The 23,305-nt window shown below is 43.9% G+C and carries 17 protein-coding genes; 9 read left to right on the top strand and 8 right to left on the bottom strand.

Annotated elements, in window-relative coordinates:
• Nucleotides 1-13 precede the first annotated feature (13 nt).
• The 3 genes from hscB to fdx are packed head-to-tail and all read left to right on the top strand — an operon-like array spanning nucleotide 14 to nucleotide 2,784.
• Nucleotides 14-529, top strand: coding sequence for a Fe-S protein assembly co-chaperone HscB (gene hscB, locus F995_RS10270; RefSeq protein ID WP_004646764.1), 516 nt, complete (start codon nucleotides 14-16; stop codon nucleotides 527-529).
• Between the two features lie 41 nt (nucleotides 530-570).
• Nucleotides 571-2,430: a Fe-S protein assembly chaperone HscA gene (gene hscA, locus F995_RS10265; protein WP_004646762.1), complete on the top strand. Its 1,860-nt coding sequence runs from the start codon at nucleotides 571-573 to the stop codon at nucleotides 2,428-2,430.
• 15 nt (nucleotides 2,431-2,445) lie between these two features.
• Entirely contained in the window at nucleotides 2,446-2,784 is a 339-nt protein-coding gene (gene fdx / locus F995_RS10260) for an ISC system 2Fe-2S type ferredoxin (protein WP_004279821.1), read from the top strand.
• Nucleotides 2,785-2,873: 89 nt separating this feature from the next.
• Here fdx and F995_RS10255 read toward each other — a convergent pair whose 3' ends face one another.
• From F995_RS10255 to aspA, 5 genes are all read right to left on the bottom strand, one after another.
• Nucleotides 2,874-4,319 (bottom strand): adenylate/guanylate cyclase domain-containing protein, encoded by a 1,446-nt coding sequence (locus tag F995_RS10255; RefSeq protein ID WP_004646761.1) that lies wholly within the window; start codon nucleotides 4,317-4,319, stop codon nucleotides 2,874-2,876.
• Nucleotides 4,320-4,374: 55 nt separating this feature from the next.
• On the bottom strand, nucleotides 4,375-4,809 hold the full coding sequence (locus F995_RS10250; protein ID WP_004646760.1) for an HIT domain-containing protein: 435 nt from the start codon (nucleotides 4,807-4,809) through the stop codon (nucleotides 4,375-4,377).
• 229 nt (nucleotides 4,810-5,038) lie between these two features.
• Complete coding sequence (mfd, locus tag F995_RS10245) at nucleotides 5,039-8,497, bottom strand: transcription-repair coupling factor (RefSeq protein ID WP_004646759.1); 3,459 nt, start codon at nucleotides 8,495-8,497, stop codon at nucleotides 5,039-5,041.
• 123 nt (nucleotides 8,498-8,620) lie between these two features.
• Nucleotides 8,621-8,986: a hypothetical protein gene (locus F995_RS10240; protein ID WP_004646758.1), complete on the bottom strand. Its 366-nt coding sequence runs from the start codon at nucleotides 8,984-8,986 to the stop codon at nucleotides 8,621-8,623.
• Between the two features lie 130 nt (nucleotides 8,987-9,116).
• Complete coding sequence (gene aspA / locus F995_RS10235) at nucleotides 9,117-10,559, bottom strand: aspartate ammonia-lyase (RefSeq protein WP_034439543.1); 1,443 nt, start codon at nucleotides 10,557-10,559, stop codon at nucleotides 9,117-9,119.
• Nucleotides 10,560-10,979: 420 nt separating this feature from the next.
• On the opposite strand from aspA, the gene putP reads away from it, so the two are divergent.
• Nucleotides 10,980-12,488, top strand: a complete 1,509-nt coding sequence (gene putP / locus F995_RS10230; RefSeq protein WP_004646756.1) for a sodium/proline symporter PutP — start codon at nucleotides 10,980-10,982, stop codon at nucleotides 12,486-12,488.
• A gap of 79 nt (nucleotides 12,489-12,567) precedes the next feature.
• Here putP and F995_RS10225 read toward each other — a convergent pair whose 3' ends face one another.
• Complete coding sequence (locus tag F995_RS10225) at nucleotides 12,568-13,062, bottom strand: Lrp/AsnC ligand binding domain-containing protein (RefSeq protein WP_004279833.1); 495 nt, start codon at nucleotides 13,060-13,062, stop codon at nucleotides 12,568-12,570.
• 118 nt (nucleotides 13,063-13,180) lie between these two features.
• Here F995_RS10225 and putA point away from each other — a divergent pair, with 118 nt between their 5' ends.
• The 5 genes from putA (at nucleotide 13,181) to F995_RS10200 (ending at nucleotide 20,483) form a co-directional block, all read left to right on the top strand.
• Entirely contained in the window at nucleotides 13,181-16,936 is a 3,756-nt protein-coding gene (gene putA, locus F995_RS10220) for a trifunctional transcriptional regulator/proline dehydrogenase/L-glutamate gamma-semialdehyde dehydrogenase (protein WP_004646755.1), read from the top strand.
• Nucleotides 16,937-17,120: 184 nt separating this feature from the next.
• Nucleotides 17,121-18,203, top strand: a complete 1,083-nt coding sequence (gene trmA / locus F995_RS10215; RefSeq protein ID WP_004646753.1) for a tRNA (uridine(54)-C5)-methyltransferase TrmA — start codon at nucleotides 17,121-17,123, stop codon at nucleotides 18,201-18,203.
• Nucleotides 18,204-18,365: 162 nt separating this feature from the next.
• Nucleotides 18,366-19,130: an IS5 family transposase gene (locus tag F995_RS10210; protein ID WP_004645258.1), complete on the top strand. Its 765-nt coding sequence runs from the start codon at nucleotides 18,366-18,368 to the stop codon at nucleotides 19,128-19,130.
• 175 nt (nucleotides 19,131-19,305) lie between these two features.
• Entirely contained in the window at nucleotides 19,306-19,530 is a 225-nt protein-coding gene (locus F995_RS10205; protein WP_004279838.1) for a hypothetical protein, read from the top strand.
• Nucleotides 19,531-19,922: 392 nt separating this feature from the next.
• Nucleotides 19,923-20,483: a lecithin retinol acyltransferase family protein gene (locus F995_RS10200; RefSeq protein WP_026055785.1), complete on the top strand. Its 561-nt coding sequence runs from the start codon at nucleotides 19,923-19,925 to the stop codon at nucleotides 20,481-20,483.
• 83 nt (nucleotides 20,484-20,566) lie between these two features.
• On the opposite strand, the gene F995_RS10195 is transcribed toward F995_RS10200, so the two are convergent.
• Both F995_RS10195 and F995_RS10190 read right to left on the bottom strand, forming a co-directional pair.
• The gene (locus F995_RS10195) at nucleotides 20,567-21,478 is read right to left on the bottom strand and encodes a bestrophin family protein (RefSeq protein ID WP_004646751.1); all 912 of its coding nucleotides are present in this window, start codon (nucleotides 21,476-21,478) and stop codon (nucleotides 20,567-20,569) included.
• 69 nt (nucleotides 21,479-21,547) lie between these two features.
• Nucleotides 21,548-23,275 (bottom strand): glutamine--tRNA ligase/YqeY domain fusion protein, encoded by a 1,728-nt coding sequence (locus tag F995_RS10190; protein ID WP_004646750.1) that lies wholly within the window; start codon nucleotides 23,273-23,275, stop codon nucleotides 21,548-21,550.
• Nucleotides 23,276-23,305 lie beyond the last annotated feature (30 nt).

The raw sequence follows: 23,305 nt of genomic DNA, 5'->3' as shown, positions 1-23,305 counted from the left end.
GATCCCATCTCCCATGAATCATTTTGAGTTGTTCAACCTTCCTGTAGCACTCGATATTGATTTAGCGGCTTTAAAGACTGAATTTTTAAAGTTGCAGCAACAATATCACCCAGATAAAGCTGAAGACAAAGATCAGGCTCTGATTAAATCAAGTGATATCAATCAGGCATTTAAAACCTTGTCAGCGGTCGATAGCCGTGCAGCGTATTTACTGTCTCTCAAGAAACAGGATTATCACTTAGATCAGTCGATCAGTGATTTTGAATTCTTGCAGGACGCTCTGGAAATTCGTGAACAACTTGACGATGCAACTTCTGCTGAAGATTTAACTTCACTGAAAGTCGAAGTCCAGCAATGGATTGAGGGCTTGGTTCGCGAGTTCAAAATTGATTATGCGGATGAAGACTGGGCCGAAGCACGCGATACAGTGCGCAAACTACGCTTCTTCGTTAAAGTCATGGCCGATATCGACAAAGCGGAAGACCGCTTCCTGGACGATGACAGCTTTGATCTTGATGATGATTTCTAATTTTTAGTATTTAATATTTAACGTGCAAAGGATGTAACACTATGGCTCTCTTGCAAATTGCAGAACCAGGTCAATCAAGTGCACCACATGAACACCGCATTGCGATTGGTATCGATTTAGGCACCACCCACTCTTTGGTTGCCACGGTTCTTTCAGGTAAAGCCAAAGTACTTAATGACGAACAAGGTCGTGTGCTACTTCCTTCTATCGTGCATTATGCAGAACAACAGACTCAATACGGCAATGAAGCTGCGCCTTTCATTACTACTGACCCTAAAAACACCATCGTTTCTGTAAAACGTTTTATGGGTCGCTCGAAAGCTGACATCAAATTCCAGCATCCTTATGCGTTGGTTGGTGAAGCGAATGAAATGCCGGCTTTTGAAACCGCACAAGGCCGTAAGACGCCGGTTGAGATTTCTGCAGAAATTTTAAAGCAGTTGAAAGACCGCGCTGAAGCCAGTCTGCAAAATCCGGTCAATGGTGCCGTTATTACTGTTCCGGCCTACTTTGATGAAGCACAGCGTCAGGCAACCCGTGATGCTGCTCAACTTGCTGGCTTGAATGTTTTACGTTTGTTGAATGAGCCAACCGCTGCTGCTGTTGCTTATGGTCTCGATCAGGAAAGCAATCTAAGTACAGATCGCAACTATGTGATCTACGACTTGGGTGGTGGTACCTTTGACGTTTCGATTCTGCGTTTTAGTCAAGGTGTGTTTGAAGTTCTGGCAACCGGTGGCCACACTGCCCTCGGTGGTGATGACCTAGATCGTTTGATCCTGAAATGGGCCAAGAAACAACTGAATATTGACACCTTGAATGATGCAGAATATGCACATTTTGTGGTTGCAGCACGTAAAGCCAAAGAAGCTTTGTCTGATGCAGATTCAGTTCAACTCAAATTGCTTGATCAGGTATTGACGCTTGACCGTCCGACATTTGAAGAGATCATTAAAGTTGCTTTGGATAAGACCATCAGCGTATGTAAGCGTGTGATGCGTGATGCCAAGCTTGAACTGGATGACATTCAAAATGTCGTTTTGGTCGGTGGCTCAACCCGTTCTTATGCAGTACAAAAAGCCGTGCGTGAAGTATTCAATCAAGAACCACTATGCACTATTAATCCGGATGAAGTGGTTGCGATTGGCGCATCAATTACTGCGAACCAATTGATTGGCAACTCAACTGATGGCTCATTACTATTAGACGTGACGCCTCTGTCTCTTGGTCTTGAAACCATGGGCGGACTGGTTGAACGATTAATTTCGCGTAATACTGCGATTCCAGTCGCTCGTCGTCAGGAATTTACGACTTATCAAGATGGCCAGACTGCCATGTTGATTCATGTGGTTCAAGGTGAACGTGATCTGGTTGAGCATTGCCGTAGTTTAGGGCGTTTTGTCCTGCATGGCATTCCACCAATGACTGCCGGTCAGGCACGTATTGAAGTGACGTTCCAGGTCGATGCAGATGGCTTGCTGACTGTATCTGCCAAAGAAACCACCTCTGGCGTGACGGCTCAAATCGATATCAAACCATCTTATGGTTTATCGGGTGAAGATACTGAACGTCTGTTGCTAGACGGTTATAAGTTCGCTGAAGAAGATAAGAATCTTCGTCATTTGAATGAAACCAAAGTGGAAGCACAGCGTGAGCTGGAAGCACTGGTTCAGGCACTCCAAGCGGATGCCGGTCTGTTGACTGAAGATCAACTTGCAGCACTGCAAACTGCGCAAGCACAACTTGAAACTCAGCTTCAGGGTTCAGATATCAAAGCGATTGAATCTGCCGTTGAACAGCTTAAAATACATAGTGATGCTTTTGCAGCAGCACGTATGAATCAACATATTGATGCAGCTCTTAAGGGCACTAAACTCGACGACTGGTCAAACTCAAACTAATTTAAGGTAACGACTATGCCACGTATTAAAGTTCTTCCACATGCGCAGATTTGCCCCGAAGGTGCTGAGTTTGAAGTCGAACAAAATGCCAATCTTTGCGAAAGCCTGCTAAAAAATGGCATTAAAATCGAACATGCTTGCGATATGTCAGCAGCGTGTACCACCTGCCATGTAGTGGTACGCAAAGGTTTTGACAGCCTGGAAGAAATGGATGATGTTGAAGCTGACTTACTCGATCGTGCCTGGGGTTTAGAACCTGATTCACGTCTTTCTTGTCAGGTTAAACTGGACGATGAAGATCTGGAAATTGAAATTCCAAAATACACCATTAACCATGCGTCAGAAAATCACTAAGATTTTCGTTGCAGGCTAAAATAAAAAACCACGCTCATGCGTGGTTTTTTCTCTTTATAAGAAACAATTAAAGTAAATTTACATGAACTTTAAATGTGTTCAATTACTTCATCCTCAAGCTTCAATTTGACAATACCTTGTGAATTGGTCATTTTCTGCTGAGTTTCAATGCGTTTAATCATTTTTTCTAGTACATGAATCAGCTCAGGATATTCAAAGTTTTGCACTTCATCCAGATTCAGCAATAAATGAAAGCCCTTATATTCATAATCGAACCAGCGCTGATACTCGACTTTCTGAGACGCATATTTTTCCATGACCTGCCAGGTTCTTACATGTGCTTTAATGCCTTTCAAGAATATCGGCTTTTTCGGTGCACAAAGATAATCATCTTTGATCAGATTATGAGTATCTTCCGAAATCAGGATTTCATCGACTTCCGCTGCACTTTGCAAACGCGCTGCCAGATTGGCATCACGTCCTACAATGGTATAAGCCATACGATGCGTAGCCCCATAATTCCCTACGTGGCAATAACCGGTTGAAATCCCCATGCGGATATGCAGTGGCGGATAACCCATTTTAATCCAGCGTTCCCGCAGCAATTTCATTTGCTGACGCATCGCCAATGCCATTTCCATACAGTTCTTAGCATCCTGTTCCACACCTTCGGAGTTCGGATCACCAAAGAAAATCAGGATGGCATCACCCATGAATTTATCGACAGTCGCTTCATAATTTTTAGCGATTTCGGTCATATGCCGAAGATAGTCATTCAACAGGAATGCTAAATCATCTGAAATCAGAGTTTCAGATAGCTCTGTAAAGCCTTGAATATCAGAGAAAAAGATCGTCAACTTTTTACGTTTATATTCAATTTTGGCTTCAGATTCACCTTTCATAATGGATTGCCATAACTGCACGGGCGCATAGCGACTCAGCTGATTGGCAAATTCCATATAACGGTTCATCTGTTCGAAATAATGGTCTTTTTTCTGGGTCATGTATTGCACACGACCACTTTGATAAAAACTTCCGACACCAAAATAGGTAATCAGACAGATAAAGCCTAAAACGGTCAACTCACTGCTGGTCGGTTCGAAATAATTATTAAACCCAAAGACCAGAATATTGGCCAGATAAAAAAGCGTAATCCCGATCAGGCTGGCTAGAGATGCCATCATAAATGAAATTTTATTGCTGATCGCGGTATAGAGCACTGCGACCAGACCCAGCAAGGACAAGACCAAGTCCAGATGCACGGCCGCCAAAACCACCGAAATGACAATGACATCAATCAGGAAAAGAATATTACGCCGGATGTGATAATCATGACGATAGATCAGCCAGCGAGATAGTTTCGGTGTAATTAGCAAAACCAGAAACAAAAAAAATGGAACAAAAAGCTGATACTGGGTATCTGGTTCAGTGTAATGAAAGACGACCAGAACCACAGACAGCATGATGTATCCCATCATGCGATGGAAATACTCAAACTGATGGGGTTCTTTTTGAATCCAGTCGTCTAATTGCACTCACTCCCTCCCTGAAGTCCGCAACTGTTCATGGTTCTCGGAATGCCTTGGCTGATTAGTCCATGCGCCAGTCAAATGGCATGTCGCCCTGACCACGTAAAGCCAGCATTAAGGTTTGACGCATATGTGCCAATACTTCACTGCTATAAGGAACAGCAGGTGTACCCCAAACAGGCTTCGGCCATGCAACGTCGTTCTGATAACGAACTACATGATGAAAATGCAATTGCGGCACCATATTACCCAGCGCTGCTACATTCATTTTATCTGCACGGAAAACACGTGCCAGCTGGCTTGATAACCAGCTTGACTCTCTTAAAAACTGCTCTTGGTCAGCTTGACTCAATTCATATAATTCAGAGACACCCGGCACACGTGGAATCAGAATGAGCCAGGGAAATTGCATATCATTCATCAAACGACATGTTGACAAAGGAAAGTCGCCTACAAAAAACGTATCTTGAGCAAGTTGTGGATGCAAACTAAACATATCTTTATAAATGATGCAAAATTAGAATGATGGCTAATACTAACATATCCAACTGAAGCTGAATATTGAAAGCAATGTGTTTAAAGACAAATTCTCATGATTTGTTGCGAAGCACATCACAACAATTACTGTAAACAATTCATTGAAAAAATCAAGCCTGTTGTTCCTGCAAACTTCATTGGAAAATGAAATCCAAACTGAATTTTCAGGCTGATTTAATCGAATAAAATCAGTGCAATTCTTTAAGCAGACTGTCCAGTAAATCCTGTATAAACTGAATCCGCTTTTGATAGTCTTCCAGCATGACCATGACTTTTAGACGTTGACCGCCATCCATCCGGAAATAGGTCGGATGTTTCTGCATCATCTGGATAATCGTCATGGCTTGAACCGGAGTATCCGGTGCAAATTCAATATGCCCACCCTGACTGCTGATATCAATTTTAGTAATACCAAGCTGCTCGGCTTTCAATCGAATCTGATGTACAGCAAAGAGCTGTTTGACCGGTTGCGGCGGTATACCAAAACGATCGATCAATTCCATCCGGATATTGTCCAGTTTTTCCTGGGTATCAGTATTACTGATGCGTTTATAGAACAACAGACGTTGATGCACATCACCCAGATATTCATCTGGAATCAACGCTGGCATATGCAGGGTAATTTCGGCAGTCAATGACAATGGTGCATCGAAGTTTGGCGTTTTGCCTTTTTGAATGGCTTTGGTGGCTTTTTCCAGCATTTCCATATACAGGCTATAACCAATAGCCTGCATCGAACCACTCTGCTGCTCACCTAGTAACTCACCTGCGCCGCGAATTTCCAGATCTTCGGTTGCCAGCATAAAACCGGCACCCAAGGTCGAAGCACGCTGAATGGCATCCAGACGTTTTTCTGCATCACCTTTTAAGGCTTTTAAAGACGGCACCATTAAGTAGGCATAAGCCTGATGGTGTGAGCGTCCTACACGTCCGCGTAGCTGATGTAATTGTGCCAGGCCCAGCTTGTCAGCACGTTCAATCAGAATGGTATTGGCATTCGGAACATCAATCCCGGTTTCAATAATGGTCGAACATACCAGAACATTGTATTCCTTGTGATAGAACTGCTGCATCACCTGCTCCAGTTCACGTTCACGCATCTGCCCGTGGGCCACAATCACCCGCGCTTCCGGCACCAGTTTACGGATATGCTCGGCGGCACGATCGATTGTATCAACTTCATTATGCAGAAAATAAACCTGACCACCGCGCAGCAATTCACGCAGAATCGCTTCTTTAATGGTGTCATCGGTATGTTCCTGCACAAAGGTTTTCACCGCAAGACGGCGTGCCGGCGGTGTGGCGATAATCGACAGATCACGCATGCCACTAAAGGCCATATTCAGTGTCCGTGGAATTGGAGTTGCAGTCAGTGTCAGCATGTCGACATCGGCACGCATCGCCTTGATTCGTTCCTTGTCGCGCACCCCGAAACGATGCTCTTCATCGACAATCATCAAGCCAAGATTCTTAAACTGAACATTTTCCTGCAAAATCTTATGTGTACCAATCACAATATCGACTTTACCTTCAATCAGGTCGTCAATGGTCTTGGTATGTGCTTTGGAAGAGCCGAAACGTGACAGCACTTCAATCCGGACTGGCCAGTCGGCGAAGCGGTCTTTGAATGAATCATAATGCTGCTGTGCCAGCAAAGTGGTCGGTACCAGAATCGCCACCTGCCGGTTATTCTGTACTGCAACAAATGCGGCACGCATTGCGACTTCTGTTTTACCAAACCCGACATCACCACACACCAGACGATCCATCGGCTTGGCCTGCTGCATGTCATGCAACGTCGCTTCAATCGCATTGGCCTGATCCAGTGTTTCTTCATAGGCAAAGCCACTGGCAAATTGCATATACAGGCTTTGATCGATTTCAAAACTGATCCCGGGCTTGGAAGAACGCCGTGCCTGAATATGCAGCAATTCGGCCGCGACATCGTGAATCTGTTCCAGCGCTTTACGTTTGGCTTTATTCCATGCGTCCGTACCCAGTTTATGCAAAGGTGCCAGATCCGGATCACCACCACTGTACCGGCTGATTAAGTGTAGATTGGTCACCGGCACATAGACTTTGGCGGCATCCGCATAATCCAGCTGCAAAAATTCGTGATCCTGATCATCAATACTTAGGGTGACCAGACCGGCATAACGTCCGACCCCATAATCGATATGTACCACAGGCGCGCCCATGGTCAGCTCAGTTAGACTTCGGATCAGAAACTCTTCGGAAACTTCCTGTTGACGTTTGCGACGGCGCTGTACCACGCGATGTTCATACAGCTGATTTTCAGAAATTACGCTGACACGATCGGTCAATACCAGACCACGCTCTAAAGGCGCATTGGTAATGGCAATTGCATACAGAGATTGAATAAAACTATCAAAATTTTCAACCGTGGGGATATCACCCAGACTTGGCCTTAAGGCATCTTTAAGACTTTCCCGGCGTCCAGCACTTTCAGCCACTAGCAATACCGGATGATTAGCCTGATCAATATATTTTTTGATTTCATGAAACGGTTTTTCACGTTTCGGATCTACGGGCAGACGCGGTGGCAACTGGGTATCAAGATTCAATACCCCAGCTTTTTGATCAAAAGATGTTTGTGCGGCAATGATGCGTGCAAACTGGTTCAGCTGCTCCAGCACCTGATTGGTCTGAAAAAACAGGCTTTCAGGCGGCATGATCGGTTGGTCGACATTGTGGCGACGATCTTCATAACGGCGCACCACATCTTGCCAAAACTGGCTGAGACTTTCGTCCAGAGCCTTATCTGTAATGACAATGCCATTCTTCGGTAGGTACGAAATCAGTGAACTTTGGCCTTGCATGGCTTCCGCGCTGAAAAACAAGGGCAAATAAAACTCGATTCCCGGCGAGACTATGCCATCCATCACATCCTGATAGATCGGGTTTTTCTTTGGATTCGCGGTCGGGAAAAATTCGGCATAGCGGTCACGGAAAGTGGCACGACCTTCCTTGAGCGGAAATTCCTGTGCCGGCAATACGGTAAACTGCTGCAAACTTTGCGTGGTGCGCTGAGTTTCGGCATCGAAAAATTTCAGGCTTTCAATTTCATCATCAAACAGGTCAATCCGAATCGGTGCTTCCTGTCCCGATGCGTAGATATCCATGATACTGCCGCGTACCGCGAATTCACCTGGATCATAGACGGTATCGACCAGATGATAACCGGCCTGAATCAACTTTTTCTTTTGTTGTTCCAGATCAAATTTCTGACCGACATGAATATCGAAATGCTCACCCAGAATCCATGAGGTCGGCGCCACACGTTGTGCCAAAGTTGAGGCGGACAGCAACAGTACGCCAGTTTTTGGCATATTGGATAAGATTGCCAGACGTTCCGAGACAATATCCTGATGGGGGGAGAGACGGTCATAAGGCAAGATTTCCCAATCTGGAAAAATCGTGGGTTTAACCCCATAAAATTCCAGTTCACTTTCCAGTTGACCCAAATGCTGATTATTACGTGCAATCACGATAAATAAACGCGATTGCTGCTGCACGATTTCTTTGAGCAACAATGCCGTCGAGGAACCTTGCAGATTGCCTAACCAGCGTTTCTCGCCTGCTTTGAGTTGTGGTAAATTGAGTTGGGAAATTTCTTGTTGGAACATGGATATAGCTTTAAAGTCTAAATAACCTGAGGCTTATACTAGCACGATGATCTCAGGATATTTTGTTATTTTTATGCAGTCTTGCCACATCCATACGCTTCGATTTCAAGCCACTTTTAACACTTATTTTTTCTCTCGCAGAAAGTTACGATAATAATCATTTAACTTCTTGAGGATCATTTTAAATTGCAGCAGGTTCTCTTCGGTATTTCCCAAAGTCACATTAAAACGCTGATGGGCAATTTCCAGATCAATCTTTTCATTGATCAGCATCGCGGTGTCGTATAAAGCTTTTAAATCATCAAACTGTTTTAGACGGCGATTGGACAAATATTCTAAGCGTGTGGTCAGTTCCTGATTTAAATCAATGCCATCCACGATATAACCTGTGCCTTCGACATGCTGGATATTCTGCTCGTCTAAATATAGCTGTGCAGCAGTCGGTTTATTAGTTTTAAATAATGCACTGATTTTATCAAACATCGCCATTTACCCAGCCAAATAAAGTTCAGACCCTAGTCTAGATGAAAATGCCTCAAATCCACATATCGAACTTGAGGCAAATTGTCAAAATCACAACGATCAGTTGATTTGAGCTGTTTCAAGACAATTTATGCTATCAAGAAACCTGTTCGAGCTGACTCTCTGCTACAGGTATTTCAGACACCAGATTTTCAAATGCAAAAATCTCTTCTAATTGCGCTTCACTCAATAAGCCTAACTCTAATACCACCTGTGGCACGGTTTTATTTTCCCACATACATTGTTTGCCGATTTCATCACACTTGGCATGTCCCAGAATCGGTTCAAGCAAGGTCACAATCCCGACACTGCGCATGACGGAACTTAAGCAAATCTGTTCATTGGCCTGAATACCAGCAATACATTTCTGATTCAGGGTTTGCATGCCTTGGGTCAATAATTGAATTGATTCATTCATCGCCACGGCAATCACAGGTTCCATGACATTCAATTGTAACTGCCCGGCTTCCGCAGCCATAGTAATGGTTAAGTCATTACCAATCACCCGGAATGCAATCTGATTCACAACTTCTGGAATTACCGGATTGATTTTTGCCGGCATGATCGAAGAACCTGCCTGTAACTCAGGTAAGCGAATTTCAGCTAACCCTGTACGCGGCCCCGAGCTGAGCAAGCGCAAGTCATTACAGATTTTGGACAATTTCACTGCCAGACGTTTTAAACTGCTCGACAAGATAATAAAGACGCCACAATCGCTGGTCGCCTCGACATAATCTGCTGCACCTTTTAAAGGTAAACCTGTCAGGTGCGCCAAGATTTCCACCACCCGCTTGGCATAGCCCGGCGGTGTATTCACCCCGGTCCCAATGGCGGTGGCGCCTAAATTGACTTCCAGCAATAACTGTCGCATCTGTCCAATCAGCTTCAGGTCTTCTTTTAATAAGGTGGCAAATGCCCGGAATTCCTGTTCCATGGTCATCGGCACGGCATCTTGTAACTGGGTACGTCCCATCTTGATGACATATTCAAATTCGGCAGCTTTATGATCGATACAGTCAATCAATGCTTTAAGCACGCTCAATAACTCATCCAGACTGCTATAGGTCGCCAGACGCAAAGCCGTTGGATAGACATCATTGGTCGATTGCGAGGTATTGACGTGATCATTCGGATGCAGAATGTGATAATCACCTTTCTGATGGCCCGACATTTCTAGGGCAATATTGGCAATCACCTCATTGGTATTCATATTGATGGAGGTTCCGGCACCGCCCTGATAAGGATCGAGTGGAAATGCCGTTTGCCACGCTTCCGGATGCTGAATCAATTCATCACAAGCTTTCTGAATGGCAGTACTGGTCTGCTCGGACAATTTTTGAAAGTGCAGATTGGCTTGTGCCGAAGCTTTTTTCACTTGGGCCAAAGCACGAATAAAGTGCGTTTGTTGCCCCACCGCCAATCCAGAAATCTTAAAATTTTCGATGGCACGTAAGGTATGAATCCCATAATAGCTATGCAACGGGATTTGTTTTTCCCCCAATAAATCACGTTCAATGCGGGTCGGTTCGATTTGAAGCATATTGTCCACTAAAAAATACTCTTGGCGATGCACCGTATTTGGTGTGACATTAATATGAGCAAACAAATACAGGCCTAATAGGAAGACTTTAACCTAGATTTGCTACGATTTATTACCAATACGCTAAAGCTGTGAGTTTTGTAAGATTGTGTAAGCAATTGGCTAAGATTCAAATATTTTCATTATTTATTCAAAATTTCCACTTTTCCCCTGAATTCGACGTCGTATTGCCTTTTATCCGCTCAAGTTATTCCTAATTCAATTTCAGTGAATTACTACTCTATTTACAATAGGTATACATAAAAGCTGTGTAATTGTTACAGAGTGTAATTTTTAAACCATGCTTGAATCACCTCCTTGCAATCTCAGTACAAAAATCATCTTGGACGATGATTTCCATATTTACAGGATGACCTGCCCATGACTTCTTTAAACCCCACCCTGATTACTTTCATGTTTTATATTATCGCCATGATTGCAATCGGTTTATATGCTTATCGTGCCACCTCCAATTTTGACGAATATATTCTAGGTGGACGGAGTCTGGGCAGTGTCGTCACTGCACTTTCGGCGGGCGCATCGGATATGAGTGGCTGGCTGTTGATGGGTCTTCCAGGAGCCATTTACTTGTCTGGTCTGTCAGAAGTCTGGATTGCGATCGGTTTGATTATCGGTGCATGGCTGAACTGGTTACTCGTGGCAGGTCGACTGCGCGCCCATACTGAATATCAGAACAATGCTCTAACCTTGCCGGATTATTTCACTAGCCGTTTTTCCGATCGTAAACGTATTTTACGGGTCTTGTCTGCCTTGGTGATTCTGGTGTTCTTTGCAATTTATTGTGCCTCAGGCATGGTCGCAGGTGCACGACTGTTTGAAAGCCTGTTTGGCTGGGATTACACCACAGCGCTTGTGATTGGTGCGATGGCGACGATTCTTTATGTTTGTATTGGTGGCTTTTTGGCGATCAGCTGGACAGATACATTCCAAGCCGGTTTGATGATTTTTGCCTTATTGCTGACTCCGATCATTACCTTCTTGGCTCTGGGCGACAACAGCCAGCAAGTGAGTGTCATCCTTGAATCGGCTCGCCCACATGCTTCAAGCATGCTTGAAGGTTTAAGCACCGTTGCGATTATTTCCAGTCTGGCTTGGGGCTTGGGTTATTTTGGTCAGCCGCATATTCTGGTGCGTTTTATGGCAGCAGATTCGGTCAAAACCATTCCTGCTGCACGCCGTATTGGCATGACCTGGATGATTCTATGCCTAGGCGGTGCAGTGGCTGCCGGTTATATCGGTATTGCCTACTTCAGTGTCAATCCCGCATTGGCTTCGGTGGTGAATCAAAACCCTGAAACGGTATTTATGGAGTTGACCAAAATCCTGTTTAATCCATGGATTGCCGGAATCATTCTGGCTGCTATCTTGGCGGCAATTATGAGCACCTTGAGCTGTCAGCTTCTGGTCTGCTCAACCACCCTGACCGAAGATTTATATAAGAGTTTCCTGCGTAAAAATGCTTCACAAAAAGAACTGATCTGGGTCGGTCGCGGCATGGTCTTGGTGATTGCCCTAATTGCCATTTCACTGGCGATTAATCCGAACAGTAAGGTTTTGGGTCTGGTGGCTTATGCCTGGGCGGGCTTTGGTGCTGCATTTGGCCCGCTGATTATCTTGTCGCTATTCTGGAAACGAATGACCCTCAACGGCGCAATTGTGGGTATGGTGGTTGGTGCCATGACTGTAATTGTCTGGAAAAATTATATGGGTGATACCGGTCTGTATGAGATCATTCCAGGCTTTATTCTGGCCACCCTCAGCATTATCATCGTCAGCCTGCTGGATAAAGCACCGAGTGCTGATGTGGTCAAACGCTTTGAAATGGCTAAAGCCGAGTATCAAAAAGAAATGGCAGAAATGAAAAAATAATCACCTTTTTTCTTGCACATAAAAGGGACTTAATCGTCCCTTTTATGTTTCTTAGATTCACAAATGAAGTTCTTGAAAATTACTTGGCTTTTCCCGGCATTTTCAGATGGATCTGCTGACTTTCTTTAATCACTTCCATCACCGGATAACTGCGCGTTTCTTTAATTCCGGGCAATTGCCACAAGATCTGACCAGAGATTTTCCGGAACTCATCCATATTGGCACAGCGGATTTTTACCACGAAATCAAACCCGCCACTGATCATATGACACTCGATAATTTCAGGAATCTGCCGCACAGCATGGGAAAATTCATCTAAAACATTCGGCGTGGTTTTATCCAATAAAATTTCAACAAAGACCACAAAACCATTATTCAACATGACTGGATTGAGGCGCGCTTCATAGCCCACAATAAAACCTTCCCGGGTCAGCTTTTGTACACGCGCCAAGGCTGCTGTAGGCGACAAATTGACCAGTTCAGCCAGTTTGATATTGGATAGCTTGGCATCGGATTGCAATAAACCCAGTATACGAATATCTATACGGTCAAGGTTCAAATAAGGACTTGGCATTAGAATTATTCTCTAAAAAAAGCGAAAACTATAGTGAGATATTCGTCAAATATTCTGTGATTATAGATTAAAACTCATTCACCTCAAAGAACTGATTGACGCAGTACAGGAAGTCACTATGCCAACCACTCTCCGCCCAGATTCAATTTTAGATTCAGCCCAGCACTCAAATTATATTGCTGAATTTAAACACAAAAACCAATACGAAGAACGTATTAATACGGTATGGCGTCGTGCAGAAACTGAATGCGTCGAAGAGTTATTGGCCCATAGTGAAATTTCTTCCGAGATGAGTGACAAGATTCAGGCGCTTGCCTTTGATCTCGCACATTCCTTACGTGAACGCAAAAGTTCCACTGGGAAAGCCGGTATTGTCCAAGGCTTATTGCAGGAATTTTCTTTATCTTCTCAGGAAGGCATTGCCCTGATGTGTCTGGCAGAAGCCTTACTGCGGATTCCGGACAAAGCCACACGTGACTTGCTGATCCGTGACAAAATCAATCAAGGTAACTGGAAAGAACATTTGGGCCAGAGCCAATTGATGTTTGTGAATGCAGCAGCCTGGGGACTGATGCTGACCGGCAAGCTGATGGAAACCCCACAGCAAAAAAGCCTGTCTAGCTTATTGACCGGTCTTTTGGCACGCAGTGGCCGCGGGATTATCCGTAAGGCTGTCGATGTTGCCATGCGCATGATGGGCGAGCAGTTTGTCACGGGTGAAACCATTGATGAAGCCCTGAAAAATGCCGAACCGTTGGAAGAAAAAGGCTTTCGCTATTCCTATGACATGCTGGGTGAAGCAGCACTGACCGATCCGGATGCTGAACGTTATTATCAGGATTATCAGCAAGCCATTCATGCCATTGGTCAATCTTCGCAGGATAAGGATGTTTATGACGGGCCTGGCATTTCTATCAAACTCTCTGCGCTGCACCCCCGTTATCAGCGTTCGCAAATGGATCGCGTGCATGATGAGCTCTATGCAAAAGTACTGAAACTCGCGGTCTTGGCCAAGCAATACAATATTGGTTTAAATATCGATGCTGAAGAAAGTGATCGCCTTGAGATTTCACTTGAACTGTTAGAACGCCTGTGTTTTGAACCACAATTACAGGACTGGAAAGGCATTGGCTTTGTGATTCAGGCCTATCAGAAACGCTGCTTCTATGTAGTGGATTACATCATTGATCTGGCGAAGCGCAGCCAGAAACGCTTGATGATTCGTCTGGTCAAAGGCGCATATTGGGACAGCGAAATCAAGAAAGCCCAAATTGATGGAATGTCAGATTATCCGGTATTTACTCGTAAGGTGCATACGGATCTGTCTTATATTGCTTGTGCGCGTAAGCTGTTGGCTGAACCGGATTATATCTACCCACAATTTGCCACTCACAATGCACAAACGGTAGCGACGATCTATCAGCTGGCACAACCTGAGCAGTATTATGCCGGCCAATATGAGTTCCAATGTCTGCATGGCATGGGCGAACCACTGTATGAAAATGTCGTGGGCGATCCATCGAAAAATAAACTCGGTGTACCATGCCGGATCTATGCGCCAGTCGGCAATCATGAAACCTTGCTGGCTTATCTGGTGCGCCGCTTACTGGAAAATGGTGCCAATACCTCCTTCGTCAATCGTATTGCTGACAAAACCTTGAAAATTGAAGATTTGATTGAAAATCCACAGCAAACCATTTTAAAGGCGTCAAAACAGGAAAGCGTATTGGGTGCCAAGCATCCGCATATTCCCTATCCGCAAGATCTTTATGCCGATGAACGATTGAACTCTTCAGGACTCGATTTGGCCAATGATGCTGAACTCAGTATTTTAAATGAAGTCGCATCCAGTCTGGCAAATACGCAATTTCAGTCAGCTGCTATGGGAACGGCATTTAGCAGCGTGGATACGCCCCATGCAGTTCCAGTGATCAATCCAGCACACCATCAGGATGTGGTCGGCACAGTCTATGAAGCAACTTCTGAACAGGCTGAAATTGCACTCACTCAAGCAGTTAATGCACAAAGTTTCTGGGCCAATCTGCCAAAAAATGAGCGTGCTGCCTGCCTGAATAAAGCCGCAGAACTGATGGAACAGCGTTTGCTTCCGCTCATGGTTCTTCTTTCTCGCGAAGCAGGTAAAACCTATGCCAATGCGATTGCCGAAGTACGTGAGGCGGTAGATTTCTTGCGTTACTATGCAGCTCAAGTTTTGGATCTCAGTGACAATGTACAGATCCAGCCTTTAGGTACTGTACTATGTATCAGTCCATGGAACTTCCCGCTGGCGATTTTTACCGGTCAGATTTCAGCAGCGCTGGTCGCTGGCAATACCGTGATTGCCAAACCGGCTGAACAAACACCGCTCATTGCAGCACAAGCCGTACAGATTTTATGGGAAGCCGGCATTCCGCAGGATGTGTTACAGCTATTGCCGGGCCGTGGTGAAACCATTGGTGCACAGCTCAGTGCAGATCCACGTATTCAGGGCATCATGTTTACCGGTTCCACCGAGGTCGCCCAAATTCTACAAAAAACCGTGGCAGAACGAATAAACCAGTTTGGAGAAAGCGTCACCCTGATTGCTGAAACTGGTGGTCAAAATGCCATGATTGTGGATTCATCTGCATTGACTGAACAGGTGGTGTTGGATGTTGTGAGCTCTGCCTATGACAGTGCCGGTCAGCGCTGTTCTGCCCTGCGTGTCCTCTGTGTTCAGGAAGATAATCTGGAGGCCGTACGCAGCATGCTCAAAGGTGCGATGCAACAGTTGCGCGTTGGCAATCCGGTCTTGCTGAAAACCGATATTGGTCCAGTGATTGATGCAGAAGCCCAGCAAAATATCCAAAAGCATATCGAGCAGATGCGCAGCAAAGGTCATACAGTTCATCAGTTGATGTTTAATCAGGACCAGACTGAATTAACTCCAGGAACATTCATTGCACCAACCCTGATTGAACTTCCAAATCTGGATGATCTGGAACGTGAAGTGTTTGGCCCGGTACTGCATCTGATCAGCTATAAATATGGCGAACTGGAACAGTTGTTAGATCAGATCAACAGCAAGGGTTATGGCCTGACCATGGGCTTGCACACGCGTATTGATGAAACCATGCAAACCGTGATTGCACGAGCGGAAGTCGGCAACCTGTATATCAACCGCAATATCGTTGGTGCGGTCGTGGGCGTCCAGCCTTTTGGTGGTGAAGGTCTGTCCGGCACCGGCCCGAAAGCGGGTGGCCCGTTGTATATCTATCGTTTAATGCATCAAGTATCCGAGAAAAAACTGGCTCAGCCTTATGCAGCTCAAGCTGAGCCAGCACTTGTTGAACATAAACTTGTTCAGGAGTTTAAAGCCTGGGTAGCTAAAACTTTCCCAACTTTATCTTTAAAAGCGCCTATGCAAATTGCGACTGGTCAAAGCTTTAGCCTGCAAGGCCCAACTGGCGAGGAAAATCAATACATGATCTTGCCACGTGAAAGCGTTCTCTCGTTAGCACATAGGGATCAAGACCAGATTCAGCAAATTCTGGCGATTTTATCGGTTGGCAGTCGTCCTGCGGTACTGGCAAACAATACTTTTATTCTGAAATATTTACCAACCATGCCAGCCGCGGTTAGCAAGCAATTTAAAGTGGTCCGGGATATTGAAACAGGTGTATTTGAGGCCGTCCTGCATCATGGTGACACTACTGAACTGATTGACTTGCAGAAACGCATTGCAACACGCCAAGGTCCAATTATTGGTATCACCCATTTAAGTTCGGGCAACTATGATATTCCGGTCGAGCGATTTGTGATTGAACGCGCGATCAGTATCAATACGGCGGCGGCAGGCGGCAATGCCAGCTTGATGACGATGGATAATCTCTAAATCAGTCCAATCATCTCAGCATTTTTAGCTTAAATCTTTCCTCTTTATGGCCAAACCTCTCTCCTCAGAAGGTTTGGTCTTTTTTATGCAGCTTTTAAAGCGGCTTGACTACAATAGGCTTAGGCAGATCGGCAATTTTTTGCTACCATTTGCGCTTTAAAATATTTGCGATTTCTTACTGCATATGACTTCATCTTATCAGCAACAACTTGAAGCCAAAATTGAACGCATCAGCGCTCAGTTTGCCGAATATCAACCACCTGCTTTAGAAGTATTCCAGTCTCCTGAAAAATATTTCCGCATGCGTGCTGAATTCCGGATCTGGCATACTGAAGATGATCTGTTTTATGCCATGTTCGAACGTGACGAGAACAACAATAAAAAAGTCATTCGTATTGATGAATTTCCAATTGCAGACCGCAGCATTAATGACTTGATGCCACAATTACTTGAAGCATTCAAGGCAGATGCCAATCTGGGTCATCGTCTATTTGAAGTCCATTTTCTGGCGACTTTAAGTGGCCAAGTCCTAGTTTCCCTGATTTATCACCGCAAGCTGGATGAAAGCTGGGAACCTGCAGCAAAAGCACTGGCGGAAAAACTGAATATTAAACTGATTGGCCGAAGCCGTGGCCAGAAATTCGTCCTGACTGATGAATATGTGGTGGAAGAACTGTCTGTTTTTGATCGTCACTATAAATATAAGCAGATCGAAAGCAGCTTCACCCAGCCCAATGCACAAGTTTGTCAAAAAATGCTGGAATGGGCATGTGATGCAGCGGAACAATCAGATAAAGATTTGCTGGAACTCTACTGTGGCAATGGGAACTTTACCCTGCCGCTTTCGACCAAATTCCGCCGTGTTTTGGCCACTGAATTAGCCAAATCTTCAGTTTATGCAGCTGAGTGGAATATTGAGCAGAACCAGATTGAAAATATTCAGGTTGCGCGTCTGTCTGCCGAAGAATTCACTCAAGCCTATAATGGCGAACGTGTTTTCCGTCGTTTGCAGGAAGCACAAATTGACATTTCGACTTATGATTTTGATACGGTATTTGTCGATCCACCGCGTGCTGGTATTGATGATGAAACGCTGAAACTGTTACAGCGTTTCCAGCGTATTATTTACATTTCTTGTAATCCAGATACCTTATATGACAATCTGAAACAGTTGTCTCAAACGCATAGAATCAGCAAGTTCGCCATGTTTGACCAGTTCCCGTATACACATCATGTTGAAACGGGTGTATTGTTGGAAAAAGTATAAAGAATTTGTTTCAATTTATTATATTGTTACAAAAATGGAGCTTTTTGAAGCTCCATTTTTTATACTATAAATCATGTATTTAATAGGGTCTGTTGACATTTACTGTTCAAAAAAATAGCGAGAAAGTAAAATTTAATCGCCAAACTAAATTTACTTCTCGCTATGCCTCGTACAATGCTGAATGATCAACACTGGTCTAAGTTACTTTCTATTTTCCGAAATTTTGATATCTATTTCAAATCTAATTTGAGAAATTTTGTCGAAGCAATACTTTATAGAATAAGAACAGGCTGCCCATGGCGTGATTTGCCTAAAGAATTTGGTTCGTATAACTCAATCTTTAAAAAATATAATCGTTGGTGTAAAAATGATAAGTTAATGAAAATATTTAAATTAATTTCTTCAAGTGCTGATATGGAATGGGTTTTTATTGATGGTAGTCATGTTCGGGCACACCAACATTCTGCTGGAATAAAAGATCAGGATATTTCTAAAAGCATTGGTGGAAATAGTTCTAAAATACACTTAGCTGTTGATGCGGATGGCAATCCAATCGAAATTATTATCTCCGATGGAACGATACATGATGTCAAGATTGCTCCCAAAATGATTGAAAAACTTGATTTGAGTGAAACGGAAGTATGTTGTGCAGACAAAGGATATGACTCTGAATCATTAAGAGAACAAATATCTGCGAAAAAAACTAAAGCGAATATTCCAAGAAAATCAAATACTCAGTCAAATAATGATCATATGGATTGGTATTTATATAAAATCAGACACTTAGTTGAGAATGCATTTTGTAGGTTAAAGCAGTTCAGAGGAATAGCAACACGATATGATAAGCTAAAGTGTAGCTATGAGGGGGCAGTTGCATTAGCTTGTATATTTATTTGGCTACCTTTATCGGGTAAATTCTATACTTGAAATGTCAACAGACCCTAATAAATATTGACTTGTACAGCAAGAAATATCGTTAGACCTTTAGGCTTCAATCGGAAATTTTCTAGCCTGACTGCTGCTTTTATCACATAGGTCCTATTGCTTTATTTATTTAATTGGCTATATTTCACTCTATGTTAGGTTGTTGTATGAAGGCTCTATGAGTTTTTGGCAAAAGTTGTTTTCTCATGAACAACACAATGAACACAAGAATCAAATTGCTTGTGTTGAAAATGATTGCTCTTGCAAGACAAATGAACAGCTTCTTGAAGCACTTTCTAAAGCTACTGATGAAGAAATCATCATCGGAATTAAAAAGGTTCTTGTATCTCGCGGCTATAGCCGCAAAGAACTGAATGAACTTCAGCACTTGCCATTGCAGTAATCGGCCAAGGTTACAGTCGTATAAAGAAAGCACTTGCGTAGTCAGGTGCTTTTTTTATGCTTGAAAGTTTAGTTTAAGGGTTTGGTCTTCTCTATTTCAGCATAGTTTATTAACTTCAACTTTAAAAGCTTCAGGGATCAGGCAGAAAATGTTGAATGACTTCCTTGATCCATGCTTGTGATTTTGCAGAAATTTTAGTACTTGCTTAGGCTATTTAAAACCTTTATCAGAAGAATATGTTCTAAATTCTGCTCTCTTCTAGCTCCTTTAAAACTTGGCTTAATAACTCTTCAATTCTGATCTGAAACTCAGGCAAGGCATCGATTAATTTAGCAAAACACAGTACACTTCCTATTAAACGACAATGCTTTTTTAAATGGCTTAATTCTGATATGCAACAGACTAAACGGTTTCCCATAGGCGCACATCTTATGGTTAAACATTTCGGTTATACCCATCATGGGATTTACGCCGGACGTGGTCGTGTCATTCATTATTCCGGCTTTGCGCATTTATTCAAGAAACGCCCGATTGAAATAACTTCTATTGAAAAATTCAGTCATGGCAAACCAATTCATATGCAACATTATGACTCGGCAAAATATAAAGGTCGTAAAGTGGTGCGCCGCATGCGGTCCAGAATGCATGAAAACAACTATCATCTGATTATTAATAATTGCGAACATTTGTGTACCTGGGCGATTACCGGTGTGGAAAGTAGCCCGCAAGTAATTTATATGATGAATCGCCTGACCACGATTGGTTATATCAGCTCGATGATGAGTTTTATGAACAGCATGTTCCTGACCCTGACCACGACCAGTTTCGCATTGGCGCTGTACATCAAGAAAAAACTCAGAGATAAAGCCAATCTGCGTTTGCAACAATACCGTGAATTGCAAGATCAGGCTAAAACCAAAGTGTCAGACCTGACCAATCTTAAACATCGTTAATTTAAAGCTCAGCCTGCCGATGATTTTTTGTGAGCAAGAAATTTTAAGTTCGTGTTTTACATTTTGATGATGTTGATAAGGAATCAAGTCAAATAGCCTTTTCTGGCTTGAATTGCCTCAGGTAGTGCTTTACCTAAAGAACTTAGGGTTTCCCGCTCGACCAGTCGCACAATTGAATCTAGCGGCAGATCGTTGTCCTGCAAGCCAAAGGGCTCTTCCAGTTCCGCACTGAGTTCATCCAGCCCGAGTAGCATATAGGCAATCAATCCAACCAGAATTGGTGTCCACAGGCCTAAATTTGCCTGCAAACTGAAAGGCAGGATAAAGCAAAAAGAATAAACCGCACGATGTAACAATACCGAATAAGAAAATGGTAATGGCGTGGACAAAATCCGGTCACAACCAGCCTGAATATCTCCCAAAGCCACAGTGTGCTGATTCAGGTTATTATAAATAATATCGCTGATCTTGCCCTGCTTATATTGCTGCACCAGCTCTTTTTGCATCTGTTCCAGCACCCATTGGGATGGATTGATTTGCATGGGCAATTGCTCAAATGACTTGGGTTCAAAACCGGCAGTGGCTTCATAAGCCTGAATACTGGGCGTTTGCTGTCTCAGCCGATCACGTAATAGATGGGTAAACAGCATCATGCGATATAGCAAAACTTCACGGATTTGATCATCTAGCACATGGCTGTCACGGCATAAATGACGCGTGGTTGCAATCAACGCACCCCAAAGCTTGCGCCCTTCCCACCAGCGATCATAGCAGGCCGTATTTCTAAAACTCAGAAAGATCGAAAGAATGACACCAAAAATGGTAAAGCCAATTGCCGGGACAGCAGGAAGGCTCACGAAATGCGCCTGACTCAAATACACTAGTAAAGCGGAAATAAAAACCACCAAAACCAATGCGGGCAGCACCTTGGGCAGAATCGTTCCCTGCCAGGCAAACAGTAAGCCCAAACTATTATTCTTATCACGCACAATCATGCAATTTTCCCTGCTGTATTGAAAAAGCCCAACCAGAGTTGGGCTTTTTACATTCTGACTTAAACCAGCTTATTTGCCTGGTTTAAAGCTGTCCTTAAGATCCAGAATACGGTTGAATACCGGTTTTTCGCTGGAATGATCATATTGATCAGCCACAAAATAGCCTTCACGCTCAAACTGGAAACGGTCTTCCGGTTGTGCTTGTGCCAAAGCAGGCTCAATCACGGCCTGAACTACCTTCAATGATTCAGGGTTCAGGTTTGCCAAGAAGTCATCGCCCACCTCAGGATCAGATTCAGTAAACAGACGGTCGTAAATACGCACTTCCGCAGGAACGCCTTTTGTCGCAGATACCCAGTGAATCACGCCTTTCACCTTACGACCTTCAGGATTTTTACCTAAAGTTTCAGGATCAATCGAACATTTCAGCTCAACCACTTCACCATTTTCATCTTTAATGACTTCGTCACATTTGATGACATAGGCATGACGTAAACGAACTTCACCTCCTGGAATCAGACGTTTAAAGCCTTTTGGTGGCTCTTCTTCAAAGTCTTTACGGTCAATATACAGCTCAGTCGTCAATGGAATAACGCGCTCGCCCATATCGACATTCGGATGACGTGAATGGGTCAGGTCCATATCGGCTGGCAAGTTGGTTAAAGTCACTTTTAATGGATTTAACACAGCCATACCACGAGCGGCAGTATTTTCCAGAGACTGGCGAATACAGTATTCCAGCATAGCTACATCGACAATACTTCCATCAACTTTCGATACACCGACACGTTGACAGAAATCACGTAGACCTTCAGGTGTGAAACCACGACGACGCATACCGACTACAGTTGGCATACGTGGGTCATCCCAGCCCTGAACATAGCTACCTTCCACCAGTTTACGTAATTTACGTTTCGAGGTGATGGTATAGTCCACATTCAAACGGCTCGATTCATACTGACGTGGCACGGATGGTGATTTAACTTTTGCCACTACCCAATCATAGAACGGACGATGATCCTGGAATTCCAGGGTACAGAGTGAATGCGTAATGCCTTCAATCGCATCAGACAATGGATGCGCATAGTCATACATTGGATAAATTTTCCATTTATCGCCAGTCTGATGGTGTTCAGAATGCAGGATACGATACAGAATCGGATCACGCATATGCACGTTCGGTGAAGTCATATCAATCTTGGCACGTAATACAGCCTGACCTTCTGCATATTCACCGCTGCGCATTTTCTCAAAACGCTCCAGGTTTTCTGCAACCGTTGCATCGCGTTGTGGCGAGTTCTTGCCTGGCTCAACGAAATTACCGCGGTTTAAACGGATCTCTTCAGGGCTTTGCAAATCCACATAGGCATCGCCCTGCTCAATCAGCTGAACTGCCCAGGTATAAAGTTGATCGAAATAGCTTGATGCATAACGCGGCTCGCCTTCCCATTGGAAACCCAGCCATTTCACATCATTGGCAATACCATCCACATATTCCTGCTCTTCGGCATCCGGGTTGGTATCGTCAAAACGCAGGTTACACACACCTTTAAATTCTTCAGCAATTCCGAAGTTCAAGCAAATTGCTTTCACATGGCCAATATGTAAATAGCCATTCGGCTCAGGCGGAAAACGCGTCACCACCTGTTGAGTACGACCAGCGGCTAAATCATCGGTAATGACCTGACGTACAAAGTCCAAGCCCGGTTGTTGTTCTTGCTGCTGCACTGAATCGACTGCATTGTTCTTTTGGGTCAGGTTCTCGGGCAGAGATGTCACAACATCATTTGGCTTCATGATCAATCATTCACTTCTAAAGTTGGTGGT

Source organism: Acinetobacter sp. CIP A162 (assembly GCF_000367905.1).
GTDB lineage: Bacteria > Pseudomonadota > Gammaproteobacteria > Pseudomonadales > Moraxellaceae > Acinetobacter > Acinetobacter lwoffii.
This window is presented reverse-complemented; position numbering and strand designations above follow the sequence as displayed.